General features: G+C 62.2%; 10 protein-coding genes. All 10 read left to right on the plus strand.

Annotated features, from left to right (window positions below):
• Position 1 precedes the first annotated feature (1 nt).
• The 10 genes from tssC (at position 2) to JBO08_RS13595 (ending at position 15,563) form a co-directional block, all read left to right on the plus strand.
• The gene (gene tssC, locus JBO08_RS13550) at positions 2–1,501 is read left to right on the plus strand and encodes a type VI secretion system contractile sheath large subunit (RefSeq protein ID WP_065875497.1); all 1,500 of its coding nucleotides are present in this window, start codon (positions 2–4) and stop codon (positions 1,499–1,501) included.
• Positions 1,502–1,673: 172 nt separating this feature from the next.
• Complete coding sequence (locus JBO08_RS13555; protein ID WP_005792512.1) at positions 1,674–2,162, plus strand: type VI secretion system tube protein Hcp; 489 nt, start codon at positions 1,674–1,676, stop codon at positions 2,160–2,162.
• Between the two features lie 92 nt (positions 2,163–2,254).
• The gene (tssE, locus tag JBO08_RS13560; protein ID WP_005792513.1) at positions 2,255–2,770 is read left to right on the plus strand and encodes a type VI secretion system baseplate subunit TssE; all 516 of its coding nucleotides are present in this window, start codon (positions 2,255–2,257) and stop codon (positions 2,768–2,770) included.
• Positions 2,767–4,626, plus strand: a complete 1,860-nt coding sequence (tssF, locus tag JBO08_RS13565; protein ID WP_049710907.1) for a type VI secretion system baseplate subunit TssF — start codon at positions 2,767–2,769, stop codon at positions 4,624–4,626. Before tssE ends, tssF begins: the two co-directional genes overlap by 4 nt.
• Complete coding sequence (gene tssG, locus JBO08_RS13570; protein WP_065875498.1) at positions 4,590–5,633, plus strand: type VI secretion system baseplate subunit TssG; 1,044 nt, start codon at positions 4,590–4,592, stop codon at positions 5,631–5,633. The genes tssF and tssG overlap by 37 nt, the downstream gene beginning before the upstream one ends.
• Entirely contained in the window at positions 5,626–8,289 is a 2,664-nt protein-coding gene (gene tssH, locus JBO08_RS13575) for a type VI secretion system ATPase TssH (RefSeq protein WP_220074660.1), read from the plus strand. The genes tssG and tssH overlap by 8 nt, the downstream gene beginning before the upstream one ends.
• Before the next feature lie 156 nt (positions 8,290–8,445).
• Positions 8,446–10,386 carry a type VI secretion system Vgr family protein gene (locus tag JBO08_RS13580; protein WP_065875500.1) on the plus strand — a complete coding sequence of 647 codons (1,941 nt, stop codon included), beginning with the start codon at positions 8,446–8,448 and terminating at the stop codon, positions 10,384–10,386.
• A gap of 15 nt (positions 10,387–10,401) precedes the next feature.
• On the plus strand, positions 10,402–10,836 hold the full coding sequence (locus JBO08_RS13585) for a DcrB-related protein (protein ID WP_065880297.1): 435 nt from the start codon (positions 10,402–10,404) through the stop codon (positions 10,834–10,836).
• A gap of 12 nt (positions 10,837–10,848) precedes the next feature.
• Complete coding sequence (locus JBO08_RS13590) at positions 10,849–15,279, plus strand: RHS repeat-associated core domain-containing protein (RefSeq protein ID WP_220074659.1); 4,431 nt, start codon at positions 10,849–10,851, stop codon at positions 15,277–15,279.
• A 2-nt stretch (positions 15,280–15,281) separates the two neighbouring features.
• Positions 15,282–15,563, plus strand: coding sequence for a hypothetical protein (locus tag JBO08_RS13595; RefSeq protein WP_065875503.1), 282 nt, complete (start codon positions 15,282–15,284; stop codon positions 15,561–15,563).
• The last annotated feature ends 15 nt before the right edge of the window (positions 15,564–15,578 follow it).

The raw sequence follows: 15,578 nt of genomic DNA on the forward strand, positions 1-15,578 counted from the left end.
CATGACTGACAATACCGCCCGCGAAGGCTCCCAGATCCTGGGTACCCAGACCGAAGAAGCCAGCGAGTTCGCGAACCTGCTGCTGCAGGAATTCAAGCCCAAGACCGAGCGTGCCCGCGAAGCCGTCGAAACCGCTGTGCGCACCTTGGCCGAACAGGCCCTGGCGCAAACCGACCTGGTGTCCAATGACGCGATCAAGTCGATCGAATCGATCATCGCCGCCATCGACGCCAAGCTGACCGCCCAGGTCAACCAGATCATCCACCATCAGGATTTCCAGCAGCTGGAAAGCGCCTGGCGTGGCCTGCACTACCTGGTCAACAACACCGAGAGCGATGAGCAGCTCAAGATCCGCGTGCTCAACATCTCCAAGCCCGAATTGCACAAGACCCTGAAGAAATTCAAGGGCACCGCGTGGGACCAGAGCCCGATCTTCAAGAAGATGTACGAAGAAGAATACGGCCAGTTCGGCGGCGAACCGTACGGTTGCCTGGTGGGCGACTACTACTTCGACCAGTCGCCTCCCGACGTAGAGCTGCTGGGCGAGCTGTCGAAAGTCTGCGCCGCCATGCACTCCCCTTTCATCGCTGCGGCTTCGCCGACCGTGATGGGCATGGGCTCGTGGCAGGAACTGTCGAACCCGCGCGACCTGACCAAGATCTTCACCACCCCGGAATACGCGGGCTGGCGCTCGCTGCGTGAATCGGAAGACTCGCGCTACATCGGCCTGACCATGCCGCGCTTCCTGGCACGCCTGCCGTACGGCGCCAAGACCGACCCGGTAGAAGCCTTCGCTTTCGAAGAAAACACCGACGGTGCCGACAGCTCCAAGTACACCTGGGCCAACGCCGCGTACGCGATGGCGGTGAACATCAACCGTTCGTTCAAACATTACGGCTGGTGCTCGCGCATCCGTGGCATCGAGTCCGGCGGCGAAGTGGAAAACCTGCCGGCCCACACGTTCCCGACCGATGACGGTGGCGTGGACATGAAGTGCCCAACCGAAATCGCGATCAGCGACCGCCGTGAAGCGGAACTGGCGAAGAACGGCTTCATGCCGCTGCTGCACAAGAAAAACACCGACTTCGCCGCGTTCATTGGCGCGCAATCGTTGCAGAAACCGGCCGAATACGACGATCCGGACGCCACCGCCAACGCCAACCTGGCCGCGCGCCTGCCGTACCTGTTCGCCACCTGCCGTTTCGCTCACTACTTGAAGTGCATCGTGCGCGACAAGATCGGCTCCTTCAAAGAGAAGGACGAGATGCAACGCTGGTTGCAGGACTGGATCCTCAACTACGTGGACGGTGACCCGGCGCACTCCACCGAAACCACCAAGGCCCAGCACCCATTGGCTGCCGCCGAAGTGATCGTGGAAGAAGTGGAAGGCAACCCGGGGTACTACAACTCCAAGTTCTATCTGCGCCCGCACTACCAGCTCGAAGGGCTGACCGTGTCGCTGCGCCTGGTATCGAAGCTGCCTTCCGCTAAAAGCGCCTAACTGACTCATGAACCGGCTCCTCTGTGGGAGCCGGGCTTGCCCGCGATGCAGGCGACGCGGTCTGCCAGTCAGACCGCGGTGATGCAATCGCAGGCAAGCCAGCTCCCACAGAAAAGCAAAGCCCCATTGGGCTTAACCAAATTTCGTGGCTTGGGCCACACAGGGAGAAAACATGGCTGTTGATATTTTCATCAAGATCGGCGACATCAAGGGCGAGTCCATGGACAAAGCCCACAAGGACGAAATCGACGTACTGAACTGGAGCTGGGGCATGGCCCAGTCCGGCAACATGCACGTTGGCGGTGGCGGCGGCGCGGGTAAGGTGAATATCCAGGACCTGTCGCTGACCAAATACGTCGACAAGGCTTCGCCGAACCTGATGATGCACTGCGCCAGCGGCAAGCACATCGACAAGGTCAAGCTGACCGTGCGCAAGGCCGGTGGCGAAAGCCAGGTCGAGTACATGGTGATCAACCTGGAAGAAGTGCTGGTCACCTCGCTGAGCACCGGCGGTTCGGGCACCGATGACCGCTTGACCGAGAACGTCACCCTGAACTTCGCCCAAGTGATGGTTGATTACCAGCCGCAGAAAGCCGACGGCACCAAAGACGGCGGCGCGATCAAGTTTGGCTGGAACATCCGTTCCAACACCAAGCGCTGATAGCCCTTGTGGCCATGGCTTCGCGCCATGGCCACAAGCATCCGCCCCGCTGAAAAACCGTCCCCTCACAACCCGTCCGTGGAGCTGCTTTGGTGGTAACTGAAATCGCTTCCCGCGACCGTCTGCAACCGTCCCTGCTGGACCGGCTGACTGACGACGACCCAACCAACCCCAAGGAAAGCGCCGACAAACGCGTGCTGTCCCTGACCCAATTAAAAGCCTCGGTGCTGCGCGACCTGGCGTGGCTGCTCAACACCACGTCGTTGCTGGATGCCGACGCCACGCTGCATACCCCGGCCGGTACCTCGGTGGTCAATTACGGCCTGCCGGCGCTCGCGGGCAACAGCGTTTCCAGCGTGGACATCAAGGCGCTTGAAGCCTTGATCTACCAGGCTATTGCCACTTTTGAGCCACGCATTCTGCGCCACACCCTGCGCGTCAAAGCCCGCGTCGGCCATGGCGAGATGAACCACAACGCGCTGAGTTTCGAGATCGAAGGCGACCTGTGGGCGCAGCCGGTGCCGTTGCGCCTGTTGCTGCAAACCGACCTGGACCTGGAGTCCGGCCATGTACGTGTGGTCAACGCCGACCAGCGGAGACGCCCATGAACCCGCGCCTGCTGGAGCTGTACAACCAGGAACTGCACCACGTGCGCGAAAGCGCCGCCGAGTTCGCCAAGGAATACCCGAAGATCGCCAGTCGGCTGACCCTGTCCGGTATGGACTGCGCCGACCCGTACGTCGAACGCTTGCTCGAAGGCTTTGCCTACCTCACGGCCCGCGTGCAGCTCAAGCTCGACGCCGAGTACCCGACCTTCACGCATAACCTGCTGGAAATCGCCTACCCGCACTACCTGGCACCGACGCCGTCGATGACCGTGGTGCAATTGCAGACCGACCCGGACGAAGGCTCGCTGGCCAGCGGTTTCCCCCTGCCCCGCGACACGGTATTGCGTGCCGCGCTGGGCCGTGAAACCCAGACTTGCTGCGAGTACCGCACCGCCCACCCGGTGACGTTGTGGCCGTTGCAGGTGAGCAACGCCGAGTACTTCGGCAACCCCGCCGCCGTGCTCGGGCGCCTGGCTGCGAGCGAGCCGAAGGCCAAAGCGGGCTTACGCCTGACCCTGCGCACCGGCGCCGAGTTGCCGTTCAACAGCCTGGACCTAGATAACCTGCCGCTGTACCTCAGCGGTGCCGATGAGCAACCGTTTCGCCTTTACGAACAGTTGCTGGGCAACGCCTGCGCGGTGTTCGCGCGCAAACCCGGTGGCGATTGGGTCGAGCGCCTGCCGCCAGACGCGCTGCGTTCCCGTGGTTTTGACGATGCCGACGCGGCCATGCCGGTGGTTGCCCGCGCGTTCCAGGGCTATCGCCTGTTGCAGGAATACTTCGCCCTGCCCCATCGCTTCCTGTTCGTCGAATTCGCCGAACTGAGCCGTGCGGTCAAGCGCTGCGACGGCCAGGAGCTGGAACTGATCGTACTGTTTGACCGCCACGAACCGAGCCTGGAAGGCAGCGTCGGCGCGGCGCAGTTCCTGCCGTTTTGCACCCCGGCGATCAACCTGTTCCCGAAACGGGTGGACCGTATTCACCTGTCTGACCGCGTCAACGAACACCATGTGATCGCTGACCGCACGCGTCCGATGGATTTCGAGATTCACTCCTTGAGCGGCATCACCGGCCACGGCACCGGGCCGGAACAGCCGTTTTTGCCGTTCTACGCGGTACGCGATCCATCCCGCTACGGCCGCGACCAGGCCTATTACACGGTGCGCCGTGAGCCGCGCGTGCTGTCCAGCGACCAGCGCCGCAACGGCCCGCGCTCCACGTACGTGGGCAGCGAAACCTTTGTCAGCCTGGTGGACAGCCGGCAGTCGCCGTACCGCCATGACCTGCGCCAACTCGGCGTGACGGCGCTGTGCACCAACCGCGATTTGCCGTTGTTCATGAGCGTGGGCAACGGCAAGACCGACTTCACCCTGGCCGACAGCGCCCCGGTGTTGTCCGTGCGGTGTGTGGCAGGCCCAAGCCGCCCTCGCGCCAGCCACGCCCATGACGCCAAGGCCTGGCGCCTGATCAGCCAACTCTCGCTCAACTACCTGTCCCTGAGCGAACAGGGCCAAGGCGCGGCAGCCTTGCGCGAACTGCTGCGCCTGTATGGCGACAGCAACGACGCAGCCCTGCAATTGCAGATCGAAGGCCTGCGCGAAGTCAGCAGCAAAGCCGTGACCCGACGCCTGCCCATGCCCGGCCCGATTGTGTTTGGGCGTGGCCTGGAAATCACTCTGGAATTTGATGAAAACGCGTTTCGCGGCACCGGCGTGTTCCTGCTGGGTGCAGTACTGGAACGCTTCCTGGCACGCTACGTGTCGATCAACAGTTTTACCGAGACGGTGATCCGTACCACCGAACGCGGCGAGATCATGCGATGGAAAGCCAAGCCCGGACGTCGTCCGACCCTGTGAGTACCCTTGATGCGATGCATCAGGCGCCCTGGGAATACGATTTCTTCCAGGCGCTGCGGCGTATCGAGTGTGAATCGCCCGAGCTGCCGCGCCTGGGCCATTCCCTGCGCCTGGCGGATGACCCGTTGCGCCTGGGCCAGCAGGCTGATTGCACCTTCGCCCCGGCCACACTGGCCTCGGTCGATCCGGGTGGCGATGGCAAGCCGGCGCGACTGGAGCAATTCTTCTTTGGCCTCGGCGGCCCCAACGGCCCGTTGCCGCTGCATATCACCGAATACGTACGCGAACGCCAGCGCAACAACGCTGACAGCACCAGCAAGCAGTTTTTGGATGTGTTCCACCATCGCCTGCTGAGCCTGTTTTACCGGGCCTGGGCCGAGGCACGGCCGACGGTCAGCCACGACCGCCCGGACGATGATTACTGGTCTGCACGCCTGGCGGCCTTGAGCGGTCGTGGGATGCCGAGCCTGCTCAATCAGGGACTCATCCCTGATACCGCGAAGCTGCATTACAGCGGCCACCTATCGGCGCAAACCCGTTACCCGGACGGTTTGAAGGCGATCCTCGGCGAGTATTTCGGCCTGCCGGTGGAGATAGAAGAATACGTCGGCCAATGGCTGGAATTGCCCGAACGCAGCCGCGTGGGCGTGAGCGCCAACAGGCTGGGTGTGGACTTTTGCCTGGGCAGCTTCGTGTGGGACCGCCAGCACAAATTCCGTATCCGCCTGGGTCCGCTCAAGCTGGATGACTACATGGGCATGCTGCCCGGCCATCAGCCGTTCAACGAGCTGGTGGCGTGGGTGGCCGAGTACCTGGGCCATGAATTGGACTGGGACCTGAACCTGGTTTTGCAACAACCCGAAGTCCCGGCGCTGCAACTCAACGGCCAGTTCCGCCTGGGCTTCAACACCTGGCTCGGTAGCCCTGCGCACGACGCCAACGACCTAATCCTGGCCCGGCATTACGCCGATCAGGCCACCACCTCAAGGAATCCAGAGCATGGGTGAAATCAGTCGCGCCGCACTGTTCGGCAAACTCAACAGCGTGGCCTACAAGGCCATCGAAGCCGCCACCGTGTTCTGCAAGCTGCGGGGCAACCCGTATGTGGAACTGGCTCACTGGTTTCATCAATTGCTGCAACTGCAGGACTCGGACCTGCATCGCATCATCCGCCAGTTCAACCTGGAACCGGCACGCCTGGCCCGTGACCTGACCGAAGCCCTGGACCGCCTGCCGCGCGGCTCGACTTCGATCACTGACTTGTCGTCCCATGTGGAAGAAGCCGTGGAGCGCGGCTGGGTCTACGGCAGCCTGATGTTTGGCGAAAGCCAGGTGCGTACCGGTTACCTGGTGCTGGGTATTTTGAAGACGCCGAGCCTGCGCCATGCGTTGCTGGGCCTGTCGTCGGAGTTCGACAAGATCAAGGCCGAAGCCCTGAGCGAACGCTTTGACGAATACGTCGGTGACTCACCGGAAAATGCCCTGAGCGCCAGCGATGGCTTCAATGCTGGCGCCGTGCCGGGCGAAGCCAGCGGTGCCATGGCGCCGAGTGCGATGGGCAAGCAGGAAGCGCTCAAACGCTTCACCGTCGACCTGACCGAGCAGGCACGCAGCGGCAAGCTTGACCCTATCGTGGGGCGTGACGAAGAGATCCGCCAACTGGTCGACATCCTGATGCGCCGCCGCCAGAACAACCCAATCCTTACTGGCGAAGCTGGCGTGGGCAAGACCGCCGTGGTCGAAGGTTTCGCCCTGCGCATCGTCGCCGGCGACGTGCCGCCTGCACTCAAAGACGTGGAACTGCGCAGCCTCGACGTGGGCCTGCTGCAAGCCGGCGCCAGCATGAAAGGCGAGTTCGAACAGCGCCTGCGCCAGGTCATCGAGGACGTGCAGGCGTCGCCCAAGCCGATCATCCTGTTTATCGACGAAGCCCACACGTTGGTGGGTGCCGGTGGTGCTGCAGGCACTGGCGATGCGGCCAATCTGCTCAAGCCTGCATTGGCGCGCGGCACCTTGCGTACCGTGGCCGCCACAACTTGGGCCGAGTACAAGAAGCACATCGAGAAAGACCCGGCCCTGACCCGCCGCTTCCAGGTAGTGCAGGTTGCCGAGCCGTCGGAAGACAAGGCGCTGCTGATGATGCGCGGCGTGGCTTCGACCATGGAGAAACACCATCAGGTGCAGATCCTCGATGAGGCGCTGGAAGCCTCGGTCAAGCTGTCCCACCGCTACATCCCGGCGCGTCAGTTGCCGGACAAATCCGTGAGCCTGCTGGACACCGCCTGCGCACGCGTCGCCATCAGCCTGCACGCGGTGCCGGCGGAAGTGGACGACAGCCGCCGTCGCATCGAAGCGCTGGAAACCGAGCTGCAAATCATCGCCCGCGAGCATGCCATCGGTATTGCGATTGGTGCGCGCCAGACCAACAGCGAAGCGCTGCTGAGCGCTGAACGTGAGCGCCTCGCCACGCTGGAAAGCCGCTGGGCCGAAGAGAAAACCCTGGTGGACGAACTGCTCGCTACCCGCGCGACTTTGCGCGAGAAAGCCGGCGCCGTAGACAGTGGCGACGACGCCTTGCGCGAGCAACTGGTCGACCTGCAACAGCGCCTCAGCGCACTGCAAGGCGAAACCCCGCTGATCCTGCCGACCGTGGACTACCAGGCCGTGGCCTCGGTGGTCGCCGACTGGACTGGCATCCCGGTCGGCCGCATGGCGCGCAACGAACTGGAAACGGTGCTCAACCTCGACCAGCACCTGAAAAAACGCATCATCGGCCAGGACCATGCCCTGCAGATGATCGCCAAGCGGATCCAGACTTCGCGCGCCGGCCTCGACAACCCGAGCAAGCCGATTGGCGTGTTCATGCTGGCCGGTACCTCCGGCGTGGGCAAGACCGAAACTGCCCTGGCCCTGGCCGAAGCCATGTATGGCGGTGAGCAGAACGTCATCACCATCAACATGAGCGAATTCCAGGAAGCCCACACCGTGTCGACCCTCAAGGGCGCGCCACCGGGCTATATCGGCTATGGCGAAGGCGGCGTGCTGACCGAAGCGGTACGGCGTAAACCCTACAGCGTGGTCCTGCTGGATGAGGTGGAAAAAGCCCACCCGGACGTGCATGAAATCTTCTTCCAAGTGTTCGACAAGGGCGTGATGGAAGACGGCGAAGGCCGGGTGATCGACTTCAAGAACACCCTGATCCTGCTGACCACCAACGCCGGTACCGAGCTGATTTCCCGGGTGTGCAAAGACCCGGCGAACGTGCCGGAGCCGGAAGAAATCGCCAAGGCCCTGCGCCAGCCGCTGCTGGAGATTTTCCCGCCGGCGCTGCTCGGCCGACTGGTGACGATTCCGTACTACCCGCTGAGCGACGAAATGCTCAAGGCGATCACCCGCCTGCAACTCGACCGCATCAAGAAGCGCGTGGAGAACACCCATAAAGTCGCCTTCGTCTACGACGACGAGGTGGTCGACCTGATCGTCTCGCGTTGCACCGAAACCGAAAGCGGCGGGCGCATGATCGACACCATCCTGACCAACAGCCTGCTGCCGGACATGAGCCGTGAATTCCTCACGCGCATGCTCGAAGGCAAGGCGTTGGCGGGGGTGCGGATCAGCAGTCGGGATAATGAATTGCACTACGACTTCAGCGACGCAGATTGACCTGACGGAACACGGTCAAAATGTGGGAGCTGGCTTGCCTGCGATAGCGGTGTATCAGTCAACATAAATGTTGAATGTTCAATTGCTATCGCAGGCAAGCCAGCTCCCACATTGGATTCGGTTCCTTCAGTAATCAAGACCTTTACAGGACGCCCAATGCTATTCAACCAAGCCTCACGCCTGGCCAAGATCACCAGCCCCCTCGGGCCGGATGTGCTGTTGCTCAATGAAATGGGCGGCGGTGAAGAGCTGGGCAGGCTGTTCAACTACGAACTGCAACTGACGTCCCTGGACGCCAACATCGACCTCAACCAGTTGCTCGGCAAACCCATGAGCGTGGGCCTGCAACTGGCGGACGGCGGCGAGCGGCATTTCCACGGCATCGTTGCGCGGTGCAGCCAGAACATCGATCAGGGCCAGTTCGCCAGTTACCAGGTGACGCTGCGCCCGTGGCTGTGGCTGCTCAGCCGCACGTCGGACTGCCGGATTTTCCAGAACCTGAGCATTCCGCAGATCATCAAGCAGGTGTTTCGCGACCTGGGTTTTTCCGACTTCGAAGACGCCCTGAGCCGGCCGTACCGCGAGTGGGAATACTGCGTGCAGTACCGCGAGACCAGCTTCGATTTCGTCAGCCGCTTGATGGAACAGGAAGGCATCTACTACTTCTTCCGCCACGAACAGGACCGCCATGTGCTGGTGCTGGCCGACGCCTATGGCGCCCACACCACCGTGCCCGGCTACGCGTCGATCCCGTACTACCCCAAGGACGAGCAGCAGCGCGAACGCGACCACATGCACAACTGGCACCTGGCGCAGGAAGTGCAGCCAGGCTCGCTGGAGCTCAACGACTACGACTTCCAGCGACCCAGCGCCAGCATCGACGTGCGCTCGGCCATGCCGCGCCCGCACACCGCCGGCGACTATCCGCTGTACGACTACCCCGGCACCTACGTGCAAAGCGAAGACGGCGAGCACTATGCGCGCACCCGCATCGAAGCCCTGCAAACCCTGCACGAACAGATCGAGTTCAGCGGCAATGCACGGGGCCTGGGTTCGGGGCATCTGTTCAGCCTCACCGGCTTCAGCCGCCAGGACCAGAACCGCGAATACCTGATCGTCGGCTGCCGCTACTACATCGTCCAGGAAAGCCTGGAAAGCGGCGGCGGCTCGGGGTCGGCGCAATTCGAAAGCAGCCTCACCTGCATCGACGCCCAGCAGAGCTTCCGCCCACTGGCCAACACCCACCGCCCTATCGTCAAAGGCCCGCAGACCGCCCTGGTGGTCGGCCCCAAAGGCGAAGAAATCTGGACCGACCAATACGGCCGCGTGAAGGTGCACTTCTACTGGGACCGTCACGACCAATCCAACGAAAACAGCTCGTGCTGGATTCGTGTGTCGCAATCCTGGGCCGGCAAGAACTGGGGCTCGATGCAGATTCCCCGGATCGGCCAGGAAGTGATTGTGAGCTTCCTCGAAGGCGACCCCGACCGGCCGATCATCACCGGCCGCGTGTACAACGCCGAGCAGACGGTGCCCTACGACCTGCCGGAAAACGCGACTCAGAGCGGCATGAAGAGTCGATCCAGCAAAGGCGGCACGCCGGCCAACTTCAATGAAATCCGCATGGAGGACAAGAAGGGGTTGGAGCAGTTGTATATCCATGCCGAGAGGAATCAGGACATTGTCGTCGAAGTCGACGAAAGCCATTCCGTGGGGCATGACCGTAACAAAAGTATCGGCCACAACGAGACGGTGACCATCGGCAACAACCGCCTGCGCATCGTCAAGCAGGAAGACATCCTCTCGGTGGGCCAGAGGAAGACCGACAGCATCAGCCAGAGCTACGTCATCGAAGTGGGCGAGAACCTGCGCCTGGTCTGCGGTGAAAGCATCCTGGAGTTGAATGCGAGCGGGCAGATCAACCTCACCGGCGTGCAAATCAGCTTCTACGCCAGCGGCGACGCCGAGTTCAACACCGGCGGCGTGCTGCACCTGAACAACGGCGGCGGCCCCGGTGCCACGCCCGATGGCCAAGGCCAGAAAGGCGCTATCGATGCCAACATCAAAGCCGCGTTCCCCGCGCCTAAAAGTTCCTGACGAGACCTGTTTGCCATGACGTACCGGATCAACGAATTTCAGTTTCAGCTGCCCGCCAGTGAGTTGCAGGACGCGACGATCAATATCCTCAAGTTCCCTGAATTGGGCACGTCCCTGATCGTCAGCCGCAGCCTGCTCGCCGAGGGTGAAACCCTGCACAGCAACTTCAATGACCAACTCCAGCGCCTGGAAAAACAGGTGCAGGATTTGCGCTATCAACCGGGTGTGGACGTGCGCCTGGGCGCGGCTCAAGAAGTGGAAGGCATTGAGCTGCGCAGCCAGTTCAATAAGGGCAATGACAAGGTGTTCCAGTACCAACTGGCGCTGGTGTTGCCGGGTACGCGCAAGATGCTTGCGTTGAGTTATGTGAAGGCTGACAAGCTTGGGGACGCCGAGGCGGCGCACTGGTCGACGATCAAGAGCTCGCTCGTGTTCGACGTCCCCCAGTGAAGCGGCCTTTGCATGTCTGACGCACTGCTCTGGGCTGCGCGCCTGGGCGATGGGCTGTCCCACACCTCTGTCATGGCGGACATCCTCGGCGGCGTGCTGGAAGTGGCGGCTAACGTGGCGATTACCGCGCTGGCAACCGCTGCGGTAGTGGCGGCTACCGGCATTACCGTCGCGACCGGTGGACTGGGAGCCTGCGTGCTGGGGGCGGTAGTCGGCGTCATCGTCGGCATCGCCATGAGCAAGACCGGGGCCGACAAGGGGTTGAGCGCCATGTGCGAGGGAATCGGCAACGCGCTGTTCCCTCCCTCGGTCATGGCCACAATCCTCAGCGGGTCCACCGACACACTGATCAACGCCTTGCCCGCTGCGCGCGCGGCCGGCGTCGTGCCCTCCCACGTTGCACCTGCGGGCACCGAAACCGAAACAACGCCGCCAGCACTGGAACACAGCGAAGAGCCCGGCTACCTGGACATGGCCAAAGGGTTCTTTGCGCAAATGTGGCGCCCCACCGTCGCCACGCCAGCGCCCGGTGCAGTCCCTAAACCGCTGGACGTGGTGACCTGCACAAAACACCCGCCGATGCCGCCGCAGTTTCTGGCCGAAGGCTCGGAAAAGGTCACGGTCAACGGTCAACCGGCGGTACGCAGCGGTGACCGGAGCACCTGCGACGCCACCGTGGTGTCGTCGGGGCTGATTTCGCCCAATGTGACGATCGGCGGGGGCTCAGTGGTGGTGCGCGAGATCCGCAGCGGCAAGACGCCGGGCGTTGGCCTGGCCGTCACCGCGCTGATGATGCTCAAGGGGGGTAAAGGCAAGTTCCTCAGCAATCTTCCCTGCATGCTGCTGGCAGGCGTCAACTCGTTTGTGGTCAGTCAGGCCATGGGCGCGCTGGCCAACGCCGCCATGGGCTCTTCCAATCCGGTGCACGCGAGCACGGGGGCCAAAGTGCTGGGCGGCCCCGAGGAGCTGGATTTCGCCTTGCCCGGGATCATGCCCATCGACTGGCAGCGCTTCTACAACAGCCGGGATGAACGCCGCGATGGCTTGTTTGGTGCCGGCTGGAGTGTGCCCTATGAAGTCAGCGTGCAGCTGCTGCCTCACCTTGAAGGGGGCGACTACGCGTTGTACATCGACGAGCAGGGTCGACGTATCGACATGGGTTCGATCCCTTTGGGGGGTGCCGTGTTCAGCGCTGGCGAAGGCCTCAGCGTCAAGCGTCACTTGAGCGGCCAGTGGCTGATCGAAAGCGCAGACGGCTTGTACCGGCTATTCGATCCGGCGCCACAGGACGCATCGTTGCTACGCCTGAGCCAACTGGGAGATCGCAACGACAACCGAATCCACCTCGACTATGACGACGATGGTCGCCTGCAGGGCCTGCGTGACACCTTTGGCCTGGTGAGGGTCGAGCTGACGTACGACAACACTTGGCCCCATCGCGTCAGCCGAATCGAACGCCTGTATCCCGACCAACACCGTGAAGTACTGATGCATTACGCCTACGACGCCCGTGGCGACCTGGCCTCTGTACGCCAGTCCGACGGGCACGTGAAGCGCCGTTTTGCCTATGATGCCGGGCAGCGCATGGTCGAGCATCAATTGCCCACCGGCCTTCGTTGCTTCTATCAGTGGGCCAAGGTTGACGACCTTGAATGGCGTGTTGTCCGGCATTGGACGGAGGCCGGGGACACCTACACATTCGACTATGCGTTGGATACAGGCATCACCCGTATCACCGACGGGCTGGCGCGCGTCAGCAGTCGACACTGGGATGAGCGACACCAGATCATCGCGTCCACCGATGCACTGGGGCGAACCTGGGCCTTCCGGTGGAATGATGATAGCCAACTGCTGGGCGCAACCGACCCTCTCGGTGGGCATTATCAGTTCAGCTACGACGATGCCGGCAACCTGACTGAGACCCTCGACCCCCTGGGGCGCAGTGAATCGACCTTGTGGCTGGAGCACTGGGCGCTGCCACTGGCGGAGACCGATGCCGCTGGCAATACCTGGCAGTACGATTACGACTCGCGGGGCAACTGCATTCGCGAAACCGACCCACTGGGCAACCGCACGGTCTATCACTATGACGGACACGGCCAAGTCAGGGAGATCATCGACGCCAGCGGCAAGCGCAAGACCTTGCGCTGGTCCCCACTGGGTCAATTGAGCGAGCACACCGACTGTACGGGCCTTACCACCCGTTTGAGCTACTGCAAGCGAGGCTTGCTGCTGGCCAGTACCGACGCGCTCGGGGAACGCACCACCTTCAATTATGACGATCAGGGCCGACTGATCAGCAAGCAGTTGCCCGATGGGCGCAGCGAGCACTATCAGCGTGACGCCAGCGGCCAGTTGATCGGCTACAGCGACCCTGCCGGCCACACCACGCGCTTCGAGCATTCGTCGAACGGCCAGTTGCGCCAGCGCATCGACGCCCATGGCCGCCGTGTGGAGTTGAGCCATGACGTCTATGGCCGCCTGCACAGCCTGACCAACGAAAATGGTGAGCACTACCGATTCGACTGGGACGACGGTGATCGCCTGACCCTCGAACAGCGCCTGGACGGCTGTCGAAAACGGTACACGTACGACCCGCTGGACAATGTCACACAGGTAGAAACCCTCGCATCGTCCGACGCCGAGCCCGCCATCATTCATGATCTGGAGCGGGATGCAGCAGGCCGGCTGATCGCCAAGCGCACCGTAGATGGTTGCACGACGTACCGCTACGATGAACTCGACCAAGTCACAGCCATCACCTTTACAGGGCACGATGGCGAGCAGCAAACCCTGGGCTTCGGTTATGACGCCCTCGGTCAGCTGACCCTCGAACAAAGCGCCGCCGGTTGCCTGGAGCATCTCTACGACGAATTGGGCAACCTGACCCAGACCCGACTTCCCGACGGCCGCTGGCTCAACCGCCTGCGCTACGGTAGCGGGCACTTGCATCAGGTCAACCTGGATGGGCAGGTCATCAGTGACTTCGAGCGGGACCGTCTGCACCGCGAAGTGCTGCGCACCCAGGGCCGTATCAGTACGCGTAGCGAATATGACCGCAGTGGACGTCTGCGTGCCCGCCAGCGCCGCCAACCGGACCACTCGCTGTTACATCCACCGGCGCAGACACGCTTGGGCTATGACGACAGCGACCAACTGGTCGAACGCTACGACAGCCAGCCCGGCGCGGCACACCGCCAATTGCTGCATTACGACGCTACCGGCCGCATTCTGGCTAGCCAGGACAACCTCTTGGGCCAACGGGAAGCCTTCCGCTACGACCCGGCGGCTAACCTGCTGGACGGCTCAGGACAGGTCGCCAACAACCGATTGCTGACCTACCAGGACAAACATTACCGCTATGACGGTTTTGGCCGGATGGTTGAAAAGCGCAGCCTTCGGCGCGGCACCCAACGCTTCAGCTACGACGCGGAGCAACGGCTGGCACAGGTGCACAACGATGACGGTTCCTGGGTCATCATGACCTATGACCCGCTGGGCCGGCGCACCGCCAAGACCACCTACGACCGCAACGGTGTGCAGCGGAGCCAGACACGTTTCACTTGGGACGCGCTGCAACTCGTGCAGGAGCACTGCAATCAGCAGACCAGCCTCTATATCTATGCCGACGAGGGCTACGAACCACTGGCCCGTATCGATGGCACAGGTGACTTTCAAAAAATCCGCTACTACCACAACGACCTCAACGGTTTGCCCGAACGCCTCACCGAGAGCGACGGCCATACGGTGTGGCAAGCGCGCTATGAAGTCTGGGGCAATACCGTCGAGGAAAGCCGAGAACCCTATTTCATCGAAGAACAGAACCTGCGCTTCCAGGGCCAGTATCTGGACCGGGAAACGGGGCTGCACTACAACACTCTGCGCTTTTATGACCCGGATATCGGGCGCTTCACCACACCCGACCCCATCGGTCTGGCCGGCGGCCTGAATCTCTATCAATATGCGCCCAACCCGCTGAGCTGGATTGACCCGCTGGGCCTGATGAAATGCTCCAGCCCACCCAAGGGGCGCAAGGTCAGTCGCACCGTGTATCGGTTCGAGGAACCGGGGCGCATCGGGACCACTTGGCAGGCGCACAAGTGGAATGTGGAGTCCACACACCGCTACACCACCAAAGGCGTCGGCGGGGTGTATGGCGCGAACTCACGGAAAACCGCGCTGGGCGAGGTCACGCACTGGAAGGTCGACCTGTCCAAACGGGTGTTGGTCAGCAAGAAAGTGCAGCTCAATAATGTCTTGGACCTGACCCGCGCCGATGTGCGCAAACAGCTAGGGGTCAGCCTTAAAAGCATCACCGGCTCGAAGTACACCGAGACCCATCAGATCGGCAACTGGGCCAAGGCCAACGGCTATGATGGAATCCTGGCGCCATCGGCACGCAACCCGACCGGCAGCAACTTGATCTCCTTTGCAGGTTTTTGAACATGGAACGACTGGAAAACGAATACCCGGGTGACGCGGACTGGCAGAGCACAGTGGCCTTGTATGAAGAAGACTACCTTGACGACGATGCGCGTGAACTGGCCAAGGCCTTGGGCGGCCATCTCGACATGGCAGTGATACTGCGCGGGAAACGGGGCCTTGAGGAGGGGTTGTGGTGGATCGGGCAAAAGGTTCCGGCACTGGACAACATCACCCCACTGGCATGCCTGGAAAGTCCCACGCTGATAAAACGGTTGAAGACAGCACTGATGCGTATGCCATGACACTCAAGGACACGG

This window comes from Pseudomonas sp. LAP_36 (assembly GCF_019456785.1).
GTDB lineage: Bacteria > Pseudomonadota > Gammaproteobacteria > Pseudomonadales > Pseudomonadaceae > Aquipseudomonas > Aquipseudomonas tritici.

Excerpts from the sequence above, each read along its gene's own strand:
- tssC (WP_065875497.1), top strand. The coding sequence starts at position 2 with ATGACTGACAATACCGCCCGCGAAGGCTCCCAGATCCTGGGTACCCAG.
- JBO08_RS13555 (WP_005792512.1), top strand. The coding sequence starts at position 1,674 with ATGGCTGTTGATATTTTCATCAAGATCGGCGACATCAAGGGCGAGTCC.
- tssF (WP_049710907.1), top strand. The coding sequence starts at position 2,767 with ATGAACCCGCGCCTGCTGGAGCTGTACAACCAGGAACTGCACCACGTG.
- tssG (WP_065875498.1), top strand. The coding sequence starts at position 4,590 with ATGGAAAGCCAAGCCCGGACGTCGTCCGACCCTGTGAGTACCCTTGAT.
- tssH (WP_220074660.1), top strand. The coding sequence starts at position 5,626 with ATGGGTGAAATCAGTCGCGCCGCACTGTTCGGCAAACTCAACAGCGTG.
- JBO08_RS13580 (WP_065875500.1), top strand. The coding sequence starts at position 8,446 with ATGCTATTCAACCAAGCCTCACGCCTGGCCAAGATCACCAGCCCCCTC.
- JBO08_RS13585 (WP_065880297.1), top strand. The coding sequence starts at position 10,402 with ATGACGTACCGGATCAACGAATTTCAGTTTCAGCTGCCCGCCAGTGAG.
- JBO08_RS13590 (WP_220074659.1), top strand. The coding sequence starts at position 10,849 with ATGTCTGACGCACTGCTCTGGGCTGCGCGCCTGGGCGATGGGCTGTCC.
- JBO08_RS13595 (WP_065875503.1), top strand. The coding sequence starts at position 15,282 with ATGGAACGACTGGAAAACGAATACCCGGGTGACGCGGACTGGCAGAGC.